This is a genomic window from Mangrovibacterium lignilyticum (assembly GCF_010882175.1).
Lineage (GTDB): Bacteria > Bacteroidota > Bacteroidia > Bacteroidales > Prolixibacteraceae > Mangrovibacterium > Mangrovibacterium lignilyticum.
In genome coordinates this window covers 1,146,340-1,165,344 of the sequence record NZ_WKLH01000002.1, presented here as the reverse complement: position 1 = coordinate 1,165,344, position 19,005 = coordinate 1,146,340, and the positions used below count along the sequence as shown (strand labels likewise).

Annotated in this window: 17 protein-coding genes; all 17 read left to right on the top strand. The window is 43.9% G+C overall.

Annotated features, from left to right (window positions below):
• Positions 1 to 2: 2 nt before the first annotated feature.
• A complete protein-coding gene (locus tag GJV22_RS11875) occupies positions 3 to 2,432 on the top strand; it encodes a TraG family conjugative transposon ATPase (protein WP_163713487.1) in 2,430 nt (809 codons plus the stop codon).
• Between the two features lies 1 nt (position 2,433).
• Positions 2,434 to 3,102 (top strand): hypothetical protein, encoded by a 669-nt coding sequence (locus tag GJV22_RS11870; RefSeq protein ID WP_163713485.1) that lies wholly within the window; start codon positions 2,434 to 2,436, stop codon positions 3,100 to 3,102.
• 46 nt (positions 3,103 to 3,148) lie between these two features.
• The gene (locus GJV22_RS11865) at positions 3,149 to 3,862 is read left to right on the top strand and encodes a hypothetical protein (protein WP_163713482.1); all 714 of its coding nucleotides are present in this window, start codon (positions 3,149 to 3,151) and stop codon (positions 3,860 to 3,862) included.
• A gap of 52 nt (positions 3,863 to 3,914) precedes the next feature.
• Positions 3,915 to 4,865 carry a hypothetical protein gene (locus GJV22_RS11860; RefSeq protein WP_163713480.1) on the top strand — a complete coding sequence of 317 codons (951 nt, stop codon included), beginning with the start codon at positions 3,915 to 3,917 and terminating at the stop codon, positions 4,863 to 4,865.
• A gap of 57 nt (positions 4,866 to 4,922) precedes the next feature.
• Positions 4,923 to 5,549 carry a conjugative transposon protein TraK gene (gene traK / locus GJV22_RS11855; protein WP_163713477.1) on the top strand — a complete coding sequence of 209 codons (627 nt, stop codon included), beginning with the start codon at positions 4,923 to 4,925 and terminating at the stop codon, positions 5,547 to 5,549.
• Positions 5,550 to 5,568: 19 nt separating this feature from the next.
• A complete protein-coding gene (locus GJV22_RS11850) occupies positions 5,569 to 5,937 on the top strand; it encodes a hypothetical protein (RefSeq protein WP_163713474.1) in 369 nt (122 codons plus the stop codon).
• Complete coding sequence (gene traM, locus GJV22_RS11845; RefSeq protein ID WP_163713471.1) at positions 5,912 to 7,081, top strand: conjugative transposon protein TraM; 1,170 nt, start codon at positions 5,912 to 5,914, stop codon at positions 7,079 to 7,081. The genes GJV22_RS11850 and traM overlap by 26 nt, the downstream gene beginning before the upstream one ends.
• Before the next feature lie 8 nt (positions 7,082 to 7,089).
• The gene (locus tag GJV22_RS11840) at positions 7,090 to 7,899 is read left to right on the top strand and encodes a DUF4138 domain-containing protein (protein ID WP_163713468.1); all 810 of its coding nucleotides are present in this window, start codon (positions 7,090 to 7,092) and stop codon (positions 7,897 to 7,899) included.
• Positions 7,900 to 7,949: 50 nt separating this feature from the next.
• Positions 7,950 to 9,896 (top strand): type IV secretory system conjugative DNA transfer family protein, encoded by a 1,947-nt coding sequence (locus GJV22_RS11835; protein ID WP_163713466.1) that lies wholly within the window; start codon positions 7,950 to 7,952, stop codon positions 9,894 to 9,896.
• A gap of 17 nt (positions 9,897 to 9,913) precedes the next feature.
• On the top strand, positions 9,914 to 10,429 hold the full coding sequence (locus tag GJV22_RS11830) for a PH domain-containing protein (protein ID WP_163713462.1): 516 nt from the start codon (positions 9,914 to 9,916) through the stop codon (positions 10,427 to 10,429).
• 21 nt (positions 10,430 to 10,450) lie between these two features.
• The gene (locus GJV22_RS11825) at positions 10,451 to 11,128 is read left to right on the top strand and encodes a DUF3945 domain-containing protein (RefSeq protein WP_163713459.1); all 678 of its coding nucleotides are present in this window, start codon (positions 10,451 to 10,453) and stop codon (positions 11,126 to 11,128) included.
• 249 nt (positions 11,129 to 11,377) lie between these two features.
• Entirely contained in the window at positions 11,378 to 11,746 is a 369-nt protein-coding gene (locus GJV22_RS11820; protein ID WP_163713454.1) for a plasmid mobilization protein, read from the top strand.
• Positions 11,747 to 11,768: 22 nt separating this feature from the next.
• Positions 11,769 to 12,683: a relaxase/mobilization nuclease domain-containing protein gene (locus GJV22_RS11815; RefSeq protein WP_163713451.1), complete on the top strand. Its 915-nt coding sequence runs from the start codon at positions 11,769 to 11,771 to the stop codon at positions 12,681 to 12,683.
• A gap of 323 nt (positions 12,684 to 13,006) precedes the next feature.
• On the top strand, positions 13,007 to 14,983 hold the full coding sequence (locus tag GJV22_RS11810) for an ATP-dependent nuclease (RefSeq protein ID WP_163713449.1): 1,977 nt from the start codon (positions 13,007 to 13,009) through the stop codon (positions 14,981 to 14,983).
• On the top strand, positions 14,980 to 16,671 hold the full coding sequence (locus tag GJV22_RS11805) for an ATP-dependent helicase (RefSeq protein WP_163713445.1): 1,692 nt from the start codon (positions 14,980 to 14,982) through the stop codon (positions 16,669 to 16,671). Before GJV22_RS11810 ends, GJV22_RS11805 begins: the two co-directional genes overlap by 4 nt.
• Before the next feature lie 106 nt (positions 16,672 to 16,777).
• Positions 16,778 to 17,455 carry a hypothetical protein gene (locus tag GJV22_RS11800; RefSeq protein WP_163713443.1) on the top strand — a complete coding sequence of 226 codons (678 nt, stop codon included), beginning with the start codon at positions 16,778 to 16,780 and terminating at the stop codon, positions 17,453 to 17,455.
• A 55-nt stretch (positions 17,456 to 17,510) separates the two neighbouring features.
• Complete coding sequence (locus GJV22_RS11795) at positions 17,511 to 18,920, top strand: hypothetical protein (RefSeq protein WP_163713440.1); 1,410 nt, start codon at positions 17,511 to 17,513, stop codon at positions 18,918 to 18,920.
• Positions 18,921 to 19,005 lie beyond the last annotated feature (85 nt).

Below are 19,005 nucleotides of genomic sequence, written 5' to 3'. Positions count from 1 at the left end.
CTATGAAAATTAAAAATCTGGAAAATATTCTACCATTACTGGGCTTTAAAGGTGATGTGCTGGTTTCCAATAACCTGGATCTGACCATCGGTTTTCGCCTCCGGCTTCCGGAAGTACTGTCCTGCAGCCGTGAGAAACTTTATAGCCTGCACGACACCTTTCAGCGGATGATTAACCTGCTCCCCCCGGGGACCTTGCTGCATAAGCAGGACCTCTTCCAGCTTCGGGAGTTTACGCCGGAAGAGGATTCTTCTCAAGGCAAACACCAACCTGCAGCCAGTCTGAACAATAGCTACCTTCAGCACTTTGAGGGACGCGATTCACTAAGCCATGAGTGCTTTCTCTATATCAGCCTTTTGAACCGGGGACTTTTGAAAAGCTACCTGGAGTCAGCGCTAATCCTTTCCCGGAGGCAACGACAGGCTGACAAACTGCGTTTTGACCAGCTTGACGAACTGAAAGGCAATGTGACTGCGATCCTCACGCAAAACGGGATCGGTTGCCAAGTATTGAGTGGCGCTGAAGCCAGCGGTGATGAAAAATCACTGGGACTGATTGAACGCTTCTTAAGCCTGAACTTTACCGATGATCACCCCGTGCTGGGAGGAATTGATTTTCGAGACCGGCTAAAGGTGATGGATCAGTTTGTGGAAGTCCTTTCCCTAAGTGACTATTCCCATATTCCCGGGGAACTGCAACCCTGGAGCGGACATCCGCAAACCGGGCAGCCGGTCTCGTTTGTCTATCCGGTGAGTTATCACCTGCCGTTTTCACATATCACCAACCAGTTTATTTTTATTCCCGAACAGCAGGAGATTAAAGCGTACCTGGAAGGGAGTTACAAGAAGATCTACAGCCTTTCGAAGTTCTCTTCGGAAAACAAGATCAATGCCGGGTTGATTGAATCATTCCTGGACCAGGTGCAAACCTCGGGGGAGAAGATTGTCAAAACCCACTTTAATGTGATGCTCTTTGATTCATCGCTTTCGGATCTGAAGCAGCATAAAAGCGAAACAGCTTCCGCCTTTTCGCTGATGAACTGTTTTCCGTACCGGCATACCCATGATCTGCCCATGCTGTTTTTTGCCTGCCTGCCATATTCTACGCAGCTGCCGGAAACAGAACTCTTCACCACCCAGGTACCGCAGGCCTGTTGCCTAACCGGCTTTGAAGGAGCCATCCGAAACAGCCAGTCGGACTTTTTTATCCGGCTGTCGGACCGGCTGGAAGGTTGCCCGGTACGGATTGACATCTCGGATGAGCCGATGGAAAAGCACCTGATCCATAACCGCAATAAAATTATTATCGGTGGCTCCGGATCCGGCAAATCCTTTTTCACCAATCACCTGCTGCGCCAGTATGCCGAAAGTGAAAACTGCCACATCGTGCTGCTGGATGTCGGACGAAGCTATGAGCTCCTGACCGGCTATCTGGCAGAGCGATTAAAAGCCCAGGGCGGGGCGATGATGATCGAGTTTACCACGGAGAACCCCGTCTCCTTTAATCCCTTTATTCTGGAAGGAGATCTGGATATCGAACGCAAACAGACCATTCTGTCTGTAATCTACACGATCTACAAGGAAAACCTTTCTGAGATGGAAAAGGATGTGATTGCCCACTCGCTAACAGCCTTTTTTGAAACGGAATTAATCGCGGAACGATCCTTTAACAGCTACTTTGAGTTTTGCCGGGAATATATTCCGGGGCTTGTTCGGGAGCAGTCGCTGGATTTTAACACCAATGAGTTTTTCTTTATCCTGTCCAAGTATTACCGGGGAGGGGAGTACGACTACCTGCTAAACCGGCAGATGGCCACCGATGAGTTTTTCCGTTGTCCGTTTTTGGTCTTCGAGCTGGATAATATCAAGGATTCGCCGATCATCTTTCCTGTCGCCACCCTGATCATTATCGATATTTTCATTCAGAAGATGCGGCGATTAAAGGGTGTACGAAAAGTGATCTGCATCGAAGAAGCCTGGAAAGCCATTGCCACCCCGCAGATGGCCTCCTATATCAAGTATTTCTACAAAACGATCCGCAAGTTCTTTGGAGAAGCGATGGTGGTTACCCAGGAGGTGGATGATGTCATCTCCTCACCAGTCATCCGCGATGCCGTGATCAACAATGCCGATACCCGAATTCTGCTCGACATGAGCAAATTCCGCAACAAGTTTGACGGGATCAGTGAGACCCTTGGCCTGTCAGAATTCCAGAAAGAACAAATCCTGTCGATCAATAAGAACCTGCCCTCAGGGCGCAAACTCAAAGAAGTCTTTATCGGGCTGGGCAGCCACTCGCAGGTCTATGCACTGGAGGTTAGCCGCCCGGAATATTACTGCTATACATCTGAACAGAGCGAGAAGGAGCTGATCCGCCGAAAGCTTGCAGAGGACACATCTCAATCCTTTTTAGAAACCTTAAAATCCAGCTAATATGAATCCAAGAACTAAAACAAGTAAACTGTTCCTGTCGCTTATTGCGATACTTCTATTGGTCAGTCTGCCCTGGAATAACTCCCGGGCGCAGGCACCGGTCACCGATGTCGGTGCCGGTATCCAGCGTGAAGCTCTCTGGGATCAGGAAAAGGGAATCCTGGCCGATATCAACTGGTACAATGTGCTGATCAAAGTGCTGAATGGGGATATCAAAGGATTGACCGGAGAGCTGTTGGGGATTGATCAACAGATGCTGGAAAGCCTGCAGCGTGTATCGGCCTTAATCAAGGATTACAAACGGATCAAGGAGACCAAGAACATGCTGGATAAGATCATCCAGGTGTACACGGATAAAGTGCCCCTGCTGGTAAAAGACGGGAACTTCACTCCAAAACAGGCCGCAGCGATTGTCCAATCTTTCGATTTGATACTGGATGACAGTCGCCAGCTAACGACAACGGTCCTGAATGCGATTGTCAAAGACAACCTCTTTTTAATGGATGACAAGCAGCGCTATGATACCATTAACGGAATCTACGAAGATGTCCGCAAACATTACGGAACCATCTGCTACCTGTACAACAAACTGTTGTACGCCTCTTATCAGAAAAGCTATGAGTCCGGCCAGTTGAAAAGCTTTGCCTTCTACTATTCGCTGTATAACTGATCCGGGTATCTCAACCCAAATGATTCACACCAAAAACAAATTCAAAATGAGAAGAGCAATTTATGTGATTGGCCTGTTCATAGCCCTTAGCCTGTTTAACAGGCCTGTGGCAGCCCAGTTGATTGATATTAAACCCTGGCACGGGTACTACCCGGAGATGAAGGGAAGCTATCCCCTGTCTTTTGTTGCCTTCAAAGGATGGTTAATACCCAGACCACACTACTTTGTGCGAACCTGGCCAACGCATTACTACCTGGAAGTCGGAGCCTTACCTGTGTCGGATACGGGAAGTTACACCGACCAGTTGCGCATCAATTTGGTCAAATTAATTGCGCGGTTGATTGAACGGGGAAGGATGAAGGATCGGCACCAGGCTACAACCGGAATCCGGGATAACAGGCAGGCTGAAAAGGCAATTGAACAGTTGATCCAGGATTCGCGCTTCGATGAATTACCGGATATTTTTGATCTCACCGGCTCCTTTGTCAAGCTGTACAAAAGCATTAAACGGATTGACCAGTTGGATAACTGCAGTTGGTTGAAAGAGACATTGGAAAAAGATGCAGATCGTCTCCTGACCCGCTTTATCTCGGTGAACTTTCTTCAGACTGATCACGGGGAGAAGTTGGCCGCCTTTGCCGAAATCCGGAAAGAGCTGAACCAACAAACCGGCGATGCAGACTATACCTACAGAAAAGTACACTACTACCAGTACTACGCAAAGCAAGGAAAGCAATCGTGGTCTTTCTTAAGCAGGTAGTGTCCCAAGCCCAATACATGCAGTTTCCTGAAATCTAAAAAAATGATAAACGATGTTATTACAAGTAATTACAACCAGTGATTTTTTCTCCTTTACCGAGGTGTTGATCCAGGGCGGCCTGGATAATGCCCGCCTGCTGGTGAATATGGCCCGGGCGATTGGGGGCATTGCCGCTTTCTTTTATATCTCCAAGCGAATCTATGAACAGCTGATTGCCGATAATCCCATTTCTATTCTACCGCTGCTCCGACCCTTTGCCCTGGTCCTGGTGATCAGCTTTTGGGGACCCTTCGTGCAACTGCTCATGGTCCCCACTAAGGGGCTGACCAAACTGTCTGAAGCCATCTATGCTGATAAAAAGCATATTGTCGCTGAGCGACTGGAAGAAAAGCAGGAAGCCATCCTGTATGCTGATCTCCCGGCTTTCCAGGAGAACCAGGAGAAAGAAGCCACACTCTGGGATAAAGGAATCAACATGCTTTTAACCACTTATAATGTAATCTCCGGGCGGGCATTGCAGCATCAGATCAACTTTTATGTGATGGACGTCATTCGTCAACTGCTGGAAGCCCTGTTTGAAGGGCTGATCTACCTGATTGCTTTTCTGCGAACGGTCTTTTGTGTGCTGCTGGTTGTCTTTGGTCCGCTGGTCTTTGCCATCTCCATCTTCGATGGTTTTCAGGATAACTACCTGGGCTGGATAGCCCGCTTTATCAATGTCAACCTGTATTTGCCCATTGCCCTGATTATTCTCTCGCTGGTGCAGGAGGTGCTGATTTTTGTACTGGAGGCGGAGATTACCCAAATCAAAAGTACGCTGATCTATATGCCTTCCCTATACTACGTCTCCAGCCTTGTGGTACCACTTTGCGGCATTGCAGGATTGATGATGGTACCCAAGATCGCCTCCTGGATTGTCAATGCTTCAGGTACCAGTACCGGGGGAAGCCGGTTGGTACGCACGGCTGCAGTAATGGCCATCACCAAAGGAGCCATGAAATAAGCAGGCAAATATCCAATAACCAAAACTCAATACCCAATAATCAAGAATGAACACACCATGAAGAAGGTTTTTGACATCCAACGAAAATTCCGATTTACCGTCTATGTGCTGCTGGCTGTTAGCATGGTGATGACTGGTTTCGCGGGTTGGGTATTTACCCGCTCGCTGAGACTGGTGGAAAGCTCCCGTGAGAAGATCTATGTGCTGGATAACGGCAAGTCCCTGCTGCTGGCCCTGCGGGAGGACATCTCGGAAAATCGTCCGGCCGAAGCCCGGGATCACATCAAACGCTTCCATGAGCTTTTCTTTACCATGGAACCCGACAAACAGTACATTGAAAACAATACCCGGGAAGCCCTCTACCTGGCCGATGGCTCTGCCATGCGCCAGCACCGCTCCTATAAAGAGAATAATGTGTATAACCAGGTGATCGCCTCCAACATCAGTATGACCCTGGAGACCGACTCCGTGCAGATTGATTTTTCAGCCTATCCCTACCAGTTTCACTATTACGGAAGGCAGCGGATCGTTCGCCAGTCCAATATCACCATCCGGCGGTTGGAGACCACCGGCCAGCTGCGCAACAGCTCCCGGACGGAAAATAATCCGCACGGCTTTCTGATTGAAAACTGGTTGATCACCGATAACCGGGATCTGGAAACCCAGAAACGCAAATCCTTTTAAGCAATAAAATTCCAAAACGATGAATGCACAAAATCAGAAAAATGAACAACGCCGACCGCAGGCACCCCGCTTTGAGGATGTCAGCCGGATAACCCGACTGGTGAACCAACTGGATCGCCGGGATCTGGCCTTGGACCCGGTCAAGCGCAAACGCAAATGGCTGGTGGTACTATGTACGCTCTTTGTCCTCTTTCTGCTATCCTTCCTGTTACCCTTTCCCCGGTTGACTTACCAGTCGATCGGCAGCGAAGGGATGTTTTCCCCGGAGGATTCCGGGATCGGTCAAAAACCGAAAGAAACGCAGTCGCTCGGATTTGAGATGCCGGTAGATTCCTTTGAAAACCTTTTAAAAAGCCATATCAATGCAAACATACCTAAAACGAAATAAGCCCCTATTGTTTCTCCCATTGGTACTGATCCCCTTTGTTGTGCTGATTTTTTATATCCTAGGAGGAGGCGAAAATCCGGCCTCGGAGCAAACAGCGGAACAATCAGCAGAAGTCCCACAGGGAGCCAATTATGAACTTCCGGATGCCGATCATAAGCTTGAGATCCGCGATAAAACAGAGCTGGATCAGTCTTCCGGGGATATTACGCTAACGCATGATTACAATATTCTGGGAGAGGATGGGGGAAGCAAAGTTGATTCAACTGGTCATGATGATCCGGAAGAAGTTCCTGAAGCAGAACTTTCAGTCAACAACAATGATCCCGATGAATTACTCAAACATATTCAGCGACGGGAAAAGCAAATTCGGACAGAGTTGGATGATGGAGAGGACACACCAGCTAAACCAGAACCTTCCTTTCGTAAAGCAGTTTCGAGGAAGCCCTCCCAAGTGGGGGAAGCAACAAAAGCTTCCGAAAAAGAATCCGGTACCACGTTACCTGTAACCGGTATTGAAGAGCTGGACCGGGTCTTTCGTCAAAACAAGCAGCTTTCGCGTCAAAATGATTCGCTGCGGTTAAACCTGCAAAAAGCGGAGGCTTTTCAAAAGCAAGTGGAAGCAGAACGCCAGCAGTCCTTCAGACTTCAAAAAGGAGGTACCTCGGTTTTCAAACCATCAACTGTTGGGAGCTCACAACTGAAGGCCGAGGTGTATGAAACCACCACCGTACTGACCGGGAACCGCTTGAAACTACGCTTACTGGATGACGCCACAATTACGGGTATCCGACTACCGGCAGGAAGTTTTCTGTATGGAACCTGTGAGGTGGCTAATGAACGGCTGCGAATCGCCATTCGTCAACTACCGGTCGGGGATTCCTTTATTCCTGTCGATATCAGCGTCTATGATCTGGATGGGATGGAAGGCCTTTATGTTCCCGATAATGCTTCCCGGAAAGTGATGAAAGAAGTTGGCAGCTCTACCAATACCTCATCAATGTTCGGAGTCACCGGAAACCCGCTGACCTATGCCGGTGTGCAGGCCGCAGACCGTACCGCTCAATCTCTGCTTAGAATGGTCCGGATTAAACGGGTCACCATCAAGAAAAATACCCAAGTCTGGTTAATCAATCAATCCAAATAACAGAAAACATGAAAGCAACAATTATTATCATCTTTTGCGCACAGCTGCAACTGGCTGTGAGCGCACAAAACACAAGCAATATCCTCAAGGTTTCGGATACTAAAACCACCCATCTGGTTTGTCCGGATAAGGTGGATTATGTCCAGGCTGGGGATTATTCACTGGTACAGGCAGAAGTGGTTCCTGAACTTTCCAACCTGGTGCGCATCAAAGCCACCCATCCGTTTGACGATACAGCTTCACTGACGGTGGTCTGCGATGACCGGATCTATTCCTTAGAACTCAGCTATGGGAATGATGCACCAATCACCTATCCGGTAGAAGACTTCGACTCACAGGAGGCCCACACCTTCAGTGGCAAGCTGATGCCGGACTATGTCCTTCGGGAACTGTCCGATGAAATCCTGGATGAGCATTGGCATAACTACCGGAAACGAAAAGCAAAAAAGGACGGTATCCAAATCCATTTAAACTCGATCCACCTGCATGAGGATGCCCTGTTCTTCGAGCTTGAAATCTGGAATACAACACAACTGTCCTTTGACGTGGAAAGCTGCTACTGGTGGATTACCGATAAGCGGCAGACCAAAGCTACCAACGTTCAGGAATACCAGGTTCTGCCGGATTACCAGCGTAACAACGTGACCAGTATCCCCGGGGAAACATGCGTTCGGGAGCTGTTTGTATTCCCGAAAATGACCATCCCCGATCAGCGGGTACTAACCATTCAGCTTAATGAAAAAGCATTGGGCAATACCGGACGCAAACTGAGCCTGGAGCTGAAAAACAAGGACATCCTCAAAGCAAGGAAACTCTGATCTCTTATCAATCTAATTATCGAATCTTCTAACATTCCAATCTTCCAACGATGAATCACGAGCCGCACGAACTGGTTAAACTGCACGAAGGGTTTCGCTTCTTCTGCTATCTGCTGCTGATCCTTTCACTTTATGTGGGTAGTGTCGGCTACTTCACCCGGCAGGGGCTGGTAATTCTGGAGTTTGGACCACTCGTGGAAAAGCTGCAGCGTATGGAATTCCTTTCGGATCGCTATCAGTCGAAAATTGTCTGCCTGGTGTTTCTGGCCATTACCTGTATGGGTACCCGCGCCCATAAAGACCGGGAACTGGCTGTGGCCGTGATTGTTCGTCAGGTGCTGGCCGGCCTGATCCTCTACTGGGGAAGCCTGCTGCTGTTTAATCGCTACACTTCGGCTTACGTGGTGCTTAGTTTTTTCGGCTTTGTTCTGCTGAATATCGGCTTTGACAACATCTCCAAGCTGATTAATGTGAACCTGATGAAAGACCGTTTTAACATCGAAAATGAAAGCTTTCCCCAGGAAGAATTGGTGCGGGAAAATGAATACTCGGTGAATTTGGAAACAAGCTACAAATACAAAGGGAGGGAAAAGGATGGGAGGATCAACATTGTTAACCCGTTTCGGGCAACGATGGTTATCGGTACACCCGGTTCCGGGAAATCATTCTCGGTGGTCCTCCCTTTTATCCGTCAACACCTGGCCAAAGGCTTTTCGATGTGTGTCTACGATTTTAAGTTTCCTGACCTGTCGCTGGTTACCTACAATCATTTTTTAAGAGCTCGAAAACAGGGAGACTTGCCGGAATCGGTCCGATTTTATGTGATCAACTTTGAAGATATCCGGAAATCCTTTCGGTGTAATCCCCTGGCTCCGGAATCAATGGAAAGTCCCGTGGATGCCTTTGAGTCTTCCCGAACTGTGCTCTATAACCTGAACCGGGAATGGATTCGCAAGCAGGGGGAGTTCTTCTCCGAAAGTGCCGTTTCCTTTTTTGCTGCCGTTATCTGGTTTTTGAAAAAGTACCGCGACGGGGAATTCTGTACGCTGCCTCATGCTATTGAGCTGCTGCAGCTGGACTATGACGACCTGTTTGCTGTGCTGGAACAGGAAAAGGATGTAGCCGGTATTATCAATCCTTTTATCAATGCGCATAAGCGCGGTGCCAGTGAGCAGCTGGAAGGGCAGCTGGGAAGCCTGAAGATTGCCATCTCCAAGATCATCAGCCCGCAGGTGTACTGGATCTGTTCCGGTGATGACTTTTCCCTGGATATCAATAATCCGGAACATCCCAAAGTGATTTGCCTTGCCAATAACCCACTTCGCGTGGAAATGTACGGTGCTGTTCTTTCACTATATATCACCCGAATGCTGAAGGTCATTAACAAGAAACACCAGCGGCCTACATCCCTGATCTTTGACGAGCTGCCAACGATCTACTTTCGGGGACTGGATACGCTGATTGCCACAGCACGGAGTAACCGGATTTCAACGCTGCTGGGCGTACAAACAATCGACCAGCTGATCCGCGACTACGGGAAAGAACAGGCCAATGCGATCACCAGCAATATTGGCAATATCTTTTGTGGTCAGGCAGCCGGTGAGACCGCCCGCTTTATTCAAAACCGAATGGGTAAGATCCTGCAGGAACGTCAGTCCGTGAATATCAATCGGAACACCCAATCCTCCACTTTCTCGACCCAGCTGGACTACCTGGTACCGGAAGGGAAGATTGCCACCTTACCGCAAGGCTATATGGTGGGGCAGGTGGCTGACAACTTTGGAGAGGCCGTTAGCCAAAAGAACTTCAATGGCCTGATCAAGGTCGATGTTGCCGCTTTGGAGCGTGAGGAAAGCCGCTACCAGCCCATTCCGGACTTCTACAGCTTTGATAATATCAAAGAGGTATTGGAACGCAACCTGACTCGCATCCGCAATGATATCCGCTCCATTATCATTCAAACACAGGAGCCGGAAGAGAAAGAACAACCCCAATAGTTAATAACGAACAAACCATGAACGAAAATACAAGCTATATCACTTGCCGCCCTTCACAACTGGTCAATCTGAAATACACCCTGTTGACCTTGGTGATGGTTGCTGTCTTTTTCTTGTTGAGAACAGTAATCCCTCGTTTTCTGGAGGAAGTGCCCATCCCGGAAAATCTTGCCGTTCATCTGAAAAGACTACCAGTCTATCTGACCGTCATAGTGTTGATCCGTTTGGCCTGCCGGATCGTAAAGACCAGCTGCATGCGCTATGAGATTACCCCTGAGGAGCTGGAATACCACTCCGGGATCTTCAACCGGAAACACGAATACATCGAGCTGTATCGTGTGAAGGACTTTGAGATTAATCGCCCATTTCTATACCGCTTGTTTGGTCGGGGAGACCTGATCCTATACACCTCAGATAAAACTACACCGGAATTTTGGATGCAGGCCATCCGGAAGCCGGAAGAAACATACACGATACTTCGGGCTTTTGTCGAGCGAAACCGCCGGCTAAAGCATGTGTACGAAGTTGATTAATAATCCTAAAATCAAAAGATCATGGAACAAAACACACGCATGTCGATGGACCAGATTCCTTTCGACAAATTGGAAAAAGTAGGAATCAGCCGCGGGCTGATAGAGAAAATGGAAAAACGGGAAATGACCGATTTTCTGAATGGCTACCGTTCGGACAAGCTCTACACGGTTAACGCCAAAGTCGGAGATCAGGACTACAAGATCCCGGCTAAAGTCCGTCTGCAAAGTAAGGAGGACGGCTCAGTAGACATTCGGCTACACCCGATTCAACGCCTTAATGTGCCGGATGAATACCTGGGACATAAGTTTACCAAAGAAGAAAAAGGTGCGTTGCTGAATGACAAGAACCTGAGTAAAACAGTCGAATTGACCGGTAGGGACGGGAAGAAGGATAATTATTACCTGAGCATTGATCCCAAGACCAATGAAATGATTCCGCTACGCGCCCGGTATATTCAGATTCCGGATAAGATCAAAGGAGTAACCCTAACTGCCGAACAGAAAGACAAGCTGGCAGCCGGCCAAAAAGTGACTGTGGACGGTATGACCGGCAAGAATGACAAGAAGTTCTCTGCCACACTCCAGGTAGATGCCGCCGGCCGCAACATCAGCTTTAAAGATTTTAGAAGCGAGAAGCAGGAGCAAAGCCAGGAACAAAAGGCTGACAAAAGTAAAGGAGCCAAACAAAAAGTGAGTTAGTATAGTTAAGTCTCGTTTCCATCCGAAAGGGAAATTCTGAAATCAGGTTTCCCTTTCTTTTGAGCCGTTTGGAGATGAAACGAAGAAGAAATTCAGAGGAGAAATCTTTATAGAAAGAGGGGAATGCAAGATGTGTTTTTGTATATACAAAAACCTTTTCACCTTGCCCTGCGGGGCCAGCGCCCAATCCCCGAAAAGCCTGCTGATTCCCCTCTTTCAATAGCCCGTTAGCCACCAGTAAAGTTACTTATGCGACCCAAATTAGATGATAAAGATGCCCGTAGTGAGATGCTGCTTGTCCGGTTAACCCGGGAAGAGAAGCTTCGCTTACGCGCGTTGGCCAAACGGGGGAAATATCCTTGCATGAGTGACTTTCTGCGCAGCCGGGTCTTTAGGTCAGTGGATCGCAAACAGATTTCCCTGGATGCAGAGACTACGAATCAATTAAGAAGTCTGGACTATGAGCTCAACAAGATCGGGGTGAATCTGAACCAGCTTTCCAAGCGTATGAATTCGTTTTCCGGTTACCGGGTGAGTGATCAGGATCGGCAATTGCTGAAACAGGCCTTTGACAGGATGCGGGACTGTCTGATTCTTTTGCAAAAACACCTCCGATAAATCTTAGCAGAAGGGATCAAGCATGATTATTAAAATCCATCAGGCCTGCAGTACCAAGAATGCTTTGTTCTACAATGAACGAAAGGTGGAACGGCAGAAAGCGAGTTTCTACCATTGCCAGAATATGCCGGTTATGAATCCTTTCCTGGCAGATAAAAATGACAGGTACCGGATCTTTGAGGAGATTGAAGAGCGCAACACCCGGGTGAAAAAGCCGGGGCTGCATATTTCGGTGAACCCAACCGTTAGTGATTTGGTGAAATTAGGGGATACCGGTATCAGAAATGAGATCGGCAAGCTGATGGAACACTTGGGCTACGGGCACCAGCCTTACCTGGTGTACAAACATGCCGATATTGACCGGATACATTTTCATATCGTTTCTACCCGTATCGATTGTGAGACCGGTAAGAAGATCAAAGACAACTACGAGCGGGAAAAGACGCAGCGTTTTATCAAATCCCTGGAACAGAAATATGGGCTTACCAAAGACGAAAATCCACAGAAGTTGAACTATCGCTTTTCCGGTTCCAGTAAGAATCTGAAGCAAAATCTGGAGAGTTTGTTTGGGCAGCTCAACCAAATGGATTTTATCAGTTCGAAAGCGATGTATGACGAGGCCCTGAAAATGTTTAACATCGAGATCCGACCGTTCGGAAAAGGTTATGCTGCTTTTGTAACCGATGGTATGGGTAATCCGGTTCGCTATCCGATCCGACTTTCTGAATTTGATCAGCGACCGAATTTTTATGCTGAGAGGAATTTGAATCAGGAAGTCACGTTTGGCGTAAATCAGAAGATCCGTTTTCCGGAGACTTTCAAGAGAGAACTGATGAAAGCATTAGTCTATCAATACCGGAAAGAAGAGAAAGATCCCACGAGATACTTAAGAAAACGTAAAAGGATTGGTCGAAATAGAAAAGGAAGGTGGCTTTAATGACTATTTGGAAGCGTCATGGCTCCAAATATGAAAGAAAAAATTGTTGGTAACAACAATCTTGAAGTGAAGGGGCGATTTCTTCGTCCTTACAGATTTGCAACTTAAATAGTGGCCTTGATCAAGAAAAGCTATACCTTCTAATTTTGCCCCTGTTTATATGCTTATTTTTTGCCCTGTTGCGGGAACTCAATAAGAGTCATTTACATTTTGTCTTTTGTTGAATAGTTAGCAAGTGTTGAAAACTTGATTGGAATTATGATGGATTTAATTAAAGTTCATTTGTATCTTGTTGATTTAGCTAAATATTGACTAACAACAACATGTTTATTAAAGAATTCTCGATTTCAAAATTTAGGTCGATCGATCAGTTGCACTTAAAGTTTCAAAAAGGCGTAAATATAATTATTGGTGAAAACAATACCGGAAAGACAGCAATAATTGATGCTTTAAGATTGTGTTTAAGCTACGGTAGTCAAACACGAGAAGTCTACATCAAAAAGGATGAGGATTTTTATATTGATTGCAACGATCCCGGAAACCAATCAAATGAAATAAAGTTCGACTTGGTATTTGAAATTGAGACGGAAGAGGAAAGAGCTATATTTCACGATTTCATTAGGCAAGATCAACAAAATGCAGGTTACCAAACTATCGAACTACATTTTAGATACTTTTTGGAGTTCAGGAATGAGAAGTCAATATTAAGGTGGTCAGTTTGGGGAGGAGAGAATGAAGGGCAAACAGTCCCGGTAGAAGCTTTACAATTAATAGACCATACGTACCTCAGTGCTTTGAGAGATGCTGTTGAAAAGTTGAAGCCTCACACTTATGGAAATAAAATTGCCGAGCTTTACAAAAACTTGAAAAGTTATAAGGACGGAGATAATTCTATCGATCTGTCAGAAGAAGTCAGAAGTCGTTTAGTACAGGATATTCAGCGAGCATTTGACGGAAACTCATGGAGCAATGTGATAAAAACCGGTAATAATAAAGTACTGGAACACATCACACACTCAGCTATTAACGGGAAGGAACCTAATGTTGAGTTTAGCTTTTTGCCATACACGTACGAAGGTATTGTTGATAGTATTCAAGCGAGGAAGCCTGTTTTTGATAATCCTCAAGGCGGAACTACCAGCCAAAAATATTTCAAGATTAGTCAAAACGGACTAGGAGAAAATAACCTTATCTATGCAGGTACAGTCCTTGGTGATTTGATAAAAAAAGTGGAATCGGGTGAAGCGAAAGACAAGTATTTCGAAGCATTACTTATTGAAGAACCCGAGGCGCATTTACATCCACAAAAGCAAAATACCTTTTTTCAGTATCTAAGTTCCTTAAATGAATCTGGAATTCAAATATTTATTACTTCACATTCGCCAACAATAACCGCAAAGTCAGATTTAAACTTTATAACTGTCTTACAACGGCAAGCAAATAGGATTGATGCTTTTTCAGTTAATTTCTCAGAGTTGGATGAAAAAAACAAAAAGTATTTGGCAAAATTTCTCGATGTAACAAAGTCTCAACTGTTCTTTGCAAATGGTGTCGTTTTAGTTGAAGGAATTTCCGAAGCATTATTGTTGCCAGTGCTATCGAAAATTATTGGTGAAGATCTTGATAAAAATGGTGTTGAATTGGTCAACTTGGGAGGGGTTGCATTTGATCATTTTGCTAAATTGTTTAATTCTGATGAACCTGTTAAGAGATTGTTAGCTCGATGCTCTGCCCTGACTGATGACGATAGAGGTCAAGTCTCGATTCGAAGTTTTATTTCAGAACAGATAGATGAAGCATCTGCGAAAATAGTATTTGAAAGGCTGAAGAATGCAGAAATTGTAGATTCTTTAAATCGAATACAAGAAACGGAATTAGCCAATGTTGATTTAGTAGGATACCCGATAGATGAAATTACAAGCATTCTTGAAGCGTTAAAGGAAAAAGAATCACCTAGAGCTGCAATTATTCGTGAGCTGGAGAGAGGAAATTTGAAAGTGAAACTAGCAGAGATTACATTTGAGTACGAGTTGATGATTGCAGATAGATTCAACCTGAGGCTAATAAAATTAGTTTACTCAAAAATGCATCAACGAATAGTACTGCTCCCGTCAACTGAAAGTCTGGAAAAGCAAGCGCAAGAGGTTCTCATAAAGCTTTATTCAAATAAAGATAAATCAGAACTGGCTCATCACTTGTCTGTATTGCTGGAATCTCAACACCACCTGCGAAAACGCTTTGTTGTTCCGGAATATATTTCAGAAGGAATTAGTTGGGTTATTAATGGGGAGACGATATGAGTCTAAGTGAGTTACAGCAACAAATTGTTGACGCAAGAGGGAAAGTTGTAGTAAAGGCTTGCCCTGGGAGCGGTAAAACATACTCCGTAGCAGCTAGGATAGCTACTTTATTGAAACAAGACTTTCACCATCAAGGTATCGCTGCTATTTCCTTTTCCAATACAGCATGGAAAGAAATCAACGAAAAGTTGACTGATGATTTTGGAATCCGCACACCTCTTCCTTACCCACATTTTGTTGGAACTATTGATAGCTTCTTGAATAAATATGTGTTTTTACCTTTCGGCCATTTAGTATTAGGAACAAAAGAACGCCCCAATCTCGTTGGAGAACCACATTCCAAATGGAGTGGACGGTTCTATGCTGATTCTTTCTTTGATGACATAACTTTTGACATTAAAGGCTCTTTAGCTATTAGAAAAGGAAGTCAAATTCCCTTGAGGCTAAGAGAAGGCAAAGGAAATGTGTTTTGGGCAAAAATGAATTTAATTCGAAGAGGGTTTTGTAATCAATCTGATGCCAACTTTCATTCAATGATGGTTCTAAAAGAATTTCCTTTATTTGCTCAGAATCTAGTTAATCGTTTTCCATATTTGGTTGTGGATGAGGCTCAGGATACCAATGATATTCAAATGGAAATCATAAATATTTTGGTAAGTAATGGTCTAAAGGAAGTCATGCTAATAGGGGATCCGAATCAAGCTATTTTTGAATGGAATGAAGCTAAGCCTTCATTGTTTTTAGATAAATACAAGGAATGGACTCCCCTGGACTTAGACATAAATAGAAGAAGTTCCTCAAATATTTGTAGTTGTACGAATACCCTAATTGGAGAGGACGTTTCAAAACCAAATGAAAAAGGTGAAGTATTTGATTTTACACACACTCCCAGAATCATTGCTGTAGAGTATGAAGAGGGGATGGATTTTCAGGTAGAGATAATAACCCCATTCTTAAAAGAATGTGCAGATAATGGTATTGATGTAAACACAAGGAATGTCGCTGTCCTTTATCGATCGAAAAGTTTTCAAAAATATTTTGGGCGAGTACCTAATGCCGGTGAACTACCTTGGAAAAATGGATTCTACCACATCCGAGACATCGTCCAAGGAAAATACCTGTATGAAGAGGGACTGCTAAAAGATGGTTTTAGGTTAGTTGAGCAAGGGCTTTACAAAGGGCTTCAACAGGTTGCACATGCAAGACGCGCAGATATTAAAAAGGAGGAGGAAAAAGAAGGATTCGTGCAATACCGAAAAATGGTATATGACTTTATTTCGTTACTCCCTGATACAAAGAATGTAACTCTATCGCAATGGATTAATGACGCAAACGATGTATTGAAAGAATTGCAGATTGAAATTGGAATAACGAAGGCGAAATCAAACGTACCAATAGAATCTTTATTTAGTGATGTGAATACTCACAGCTATCCATATTATCACGGTACTATTCATTCCGCGAAGGGATGTACGTTTGAGGGTGTACTGCTTTTAATTAGTGAGCATGCAGGTACCTCCGGGAAATATAAAAATTTCCTGAAAACGGATTATTGGGAGCTCACTGGATCTAAGCAAGAAGAAATTAGAGCTATCTATGTCGCGATGACAAGGCCTAGGAAAGTCTTGAACATTGTAGTGCCTGCTATTGATGAGAAGCTTTGGAAAGATAGATTGCAGTTAACTTAATGGTTCTGAACTTTTGGATGTTGTAACAAAATGTTTTGATTAAGGTTTTCCGTTGTCCTATTTAGCTTATTTCGATCACTAAGCAATAAAAAAATAGGTTGATATAATGAAAAAACAACTGGAAAAATACAAACAACAAAAAAAGAATCACAGAATTGTTAAAATAACAGAACATATGGAAACTAACGAAACACAGATGTCTATTGCCTCTCTGAATCAAATTTCTGATTTAGTTGACAAATACTTTATATATCGAACAAAGTTACCAAACAAAGAAAGCAATTCTAGATATATAAGAAGCGTATTAGAATCTAGGATTATGGGATATTTGTCTAATAATCAATTGAATCGATTGCTGATTGATAAGGGTTTTTTGTTTGTGTTAGACAATATTAATAATTATTGTTTTAATATTTCTCTCGCTGACTTAAAAGTGCTATCTCGGTCAACCTTCATAGTGAACACACTTGCGAAAAAATCTAATTCTTCTTTTGCTAAGTTGGTAAAGCTTCATGGAGTCAAAAATGTGGACGATTACAAATACACTTTTAAGACGATCATAAAAATGAACTTCAAAAGTACTTTTCTCGAGAAGATTTGTACCGAGCAAGATGTATATACTGTTATTGCAAGAGAGGTTGGAATTAATCCAGAAGAGGCAAGGGAATATATTGACGCATTTAATATCCCAGATTTCCCTGATATGCCTAACGATGTATTAATGCGCCTTTTAGAACTATTTAATATCAAAGTTGAGGAGTGTAGGACGGATGATAATTATTGATGCTGGCTCATTAGCAGCAATACAAAAGAAGAAGTAGTCGTAAAACAACTAAGCTATGAGTAACAAAGAGAAATTTTTTCCAGAAAGGTACTCCGCAAACCGTTATTATGCGAAGAAAATGCTTAGCGCGTTCAAAGGCGCTGATTTTGACCCTGATTTTAGCAAAAGAATTGGTGATGAAAGTGATATAGACGTATTGCGAGAGTTTATTCGTAAGCCTGTTCATGAGTGGCATGAAGGTTCTTTCTTACCTGATGAGATTTTGGATGAACGAGATGACATTTTGCATAGAATGCAGAAATATCAGTACGAGCTTCCGGTAAATCCAACCGCCGACGAATATAAGAAGTGGAGCGGACTGCAAAAAATACAAATGCAATCGCAAGAGTGGAAAGAATGGTCAAACTGGCTTACGAAAGCTGAAGAAATGATAGTTGTTCATCGAAAACTAGAACAGGAGGTGATAGTTGCTCGAGACTACATTCGGTTTAGTCAATGTGGCCGTAATATTTTTGAAATCACACCATTTTTACTGAGACTTCTAGAAAAAACGGATGTTGGAGATATTAGATTTCGAGATTTTAAATTACCATATAAGACGATCTATTTTCATTTTGGTACGCTCGAAGCACTAGAATATCCAGTAGAATATTATGAACAAAAATTTGATGCTTACGTTGCAGAGCCGTTCAATTTTGAGACAATTGAAGATGAGGATGAATACTATCAAAAGAAGAAATTTCTTTTGGATGGTGCATTTATTTCGATGACAAGCGAGAACTGCATAGATATTCAATTATGCTTCAAAGACACTAATGATAGCTTTACCAAAAATGTAAATGTTGTAAATGATCACAGGTTTCCGACTTTCGACTTTACATTAAGCTTTGGTAAACGGAATAAAGATGAAAGCCATACTGAATATGATGAAGAAACGACATTTAATGAATCAACCGTAATTTTTTGTGATTATTGGGATGAAAAAGCCGAACTTGGAGAGATTGGATATGGTAAGCTTAGTCGTCTCACCAATGAACCCGAAAAATGTTTTAAATCAGAGTGGAAAGAATATGTCCTCATGGACAAAGCTTTAAAACTAATAGTCAACTGTATTTGCTATTTGAGTGCCAATGAACTGGATATTGAAGTCTTTGCGACTAACGAACAAGCAAACGAAATATTAGAAGAATTATACAAAGCTAGTAAGACACAAATAAGGAATAAGTTAGAAAAAAAACTCTCTAAGTTTTCATACAGTAAGGTGCATTTAGTAGGCCATAAATTGAAGGCATATTTTGACAGAAAGGAGTCGGACAATGAGGTCGAACCACACTGGAGACGTGGTCATTGGAGAAAGCAACCTTTTGGAGAGAATTTGTCGGAAACAAAATTAATCTGGATTAAGCCAACAATTGTACGAAAAGATAAAGGAGAGCCCAAGAAAGGGCACGTTTACAATTTGTGACAAAGTCTTTTTATAAATGAAAATTAATGAGGTTTTGTGTTTGAGTTTATAATCTGGAACCGAATGTCACTATTAGTATAGCTAA

Coding starts and splice junctions, on each gene's coding strand:
- GJV22_RS11875 (WP_163713487.1), top strand. CDS start 3: ATGAAAATTAAAAATCTGGAAAATATTCTACCATTACTGGGCTTTAAA.
- GJV22_RS11870 (WP_163713485.1), top strand. CDS start 2,434: ATGAATCCAAGAACTAAAACAAGTAAACTGTTCCTGTCGCTTATTGCG.
- GJV22_RS11865 (WP_163713482.1), top strand. CDS start 3,149: ATGAGAAGAGCAATTTATGTGATTGGCCTGTTCATAGCCCTTAGCCTG.
- GJV22_RS11860 (WP_163713480.1), top strand. CDS start 3,915: ATGTTATTACAAGTAATTACAACCAGTGATTTTTTCTCCTTTACCGAG.
- traK (WP_163713477.1), top strand. CDS start 4,923: ATGAAGAAGGTTTTTGACATCCAACGAAAATTCCGATTTACCGTCTAT.
- GJV22_RS11850 (WP_163713474.1), top strand. CDS start 5,569: ATGAATGCACAAAATCAGAAAAATGAACAACGCCGACCGCAGGCACCC.
- traM (WP_163713471.1), top strand. CDS start 5,912: ATGCAAACATACCTAAAACGAAATAAGCCCCTATTGTTTCTCCCATTG.
- GJV22_RS11840 (WP_163713468.1), top strand. CDS start 7,090: ATGAAAGCAACAATTATTATCATCTTTTGCGCACAGCTGCAACTGGCT.
- GJV22_RS11835 (WP_163713466.1), top strand. CDS start 7,950: ATGAATCACGAGCCGCACGAACTGGTTAAACTGCACGAAGGGTTTCGC.
- GJV22_RS11830 (WP_163713462.1), top strand. CDS start 9,914: ATGAACGAAAATACAAGCTATATCACTTGCCGCCCTTCACAACTGGTC.
- GJV22_RS11825 (WP_163713459.1), top strand. CDS start 10,451: ATGGAACAAAACACACGCATGTCGATGGACCAGATTCCTTTCGACAAA.
- GJV22_RS11820 (WP_163713454.1), top strand. CDS start 11,378: ATGCGACCCAAATTAGATGATAAAGATGCCCGTAGTGAGATGCTGCTT.
- GJV22_RS11815 (WP_163713451.1), top strand. CDS start 11,769: ATGATTATTAAAATCCATCAGGCCTGCAGTACCAAGAATGCTTTGTTC.
- GJV22_RS11810 (WP_163713449.1), top strand. CDS start 13,007: ATGTTTATTAAAGAATTCTCGATTTCAAAATTTAGGTCGATCGATCAG.
- GJV22_RS11805 (WP_163713445.1), top strand. CDS start 14,980: ATGAGTCTAAGTGAGTTACAGCAACAAATTGTTGACGCAAGAGGGAAA.
- GJV22_RS11800 (WP_163713443.1), top strand. CDS start 16,778: ATGAAAAAACAACTGGAAAAATACAAACAACAAAAAAAGAATCACAGA.
- GJV22_RS11795 (WP_163713440.1), top strand. CDS start 17,511: ATGAGTAACAAAGAGAAATTTTTTCCAGAAAGGTACTCCGCAAACCGT.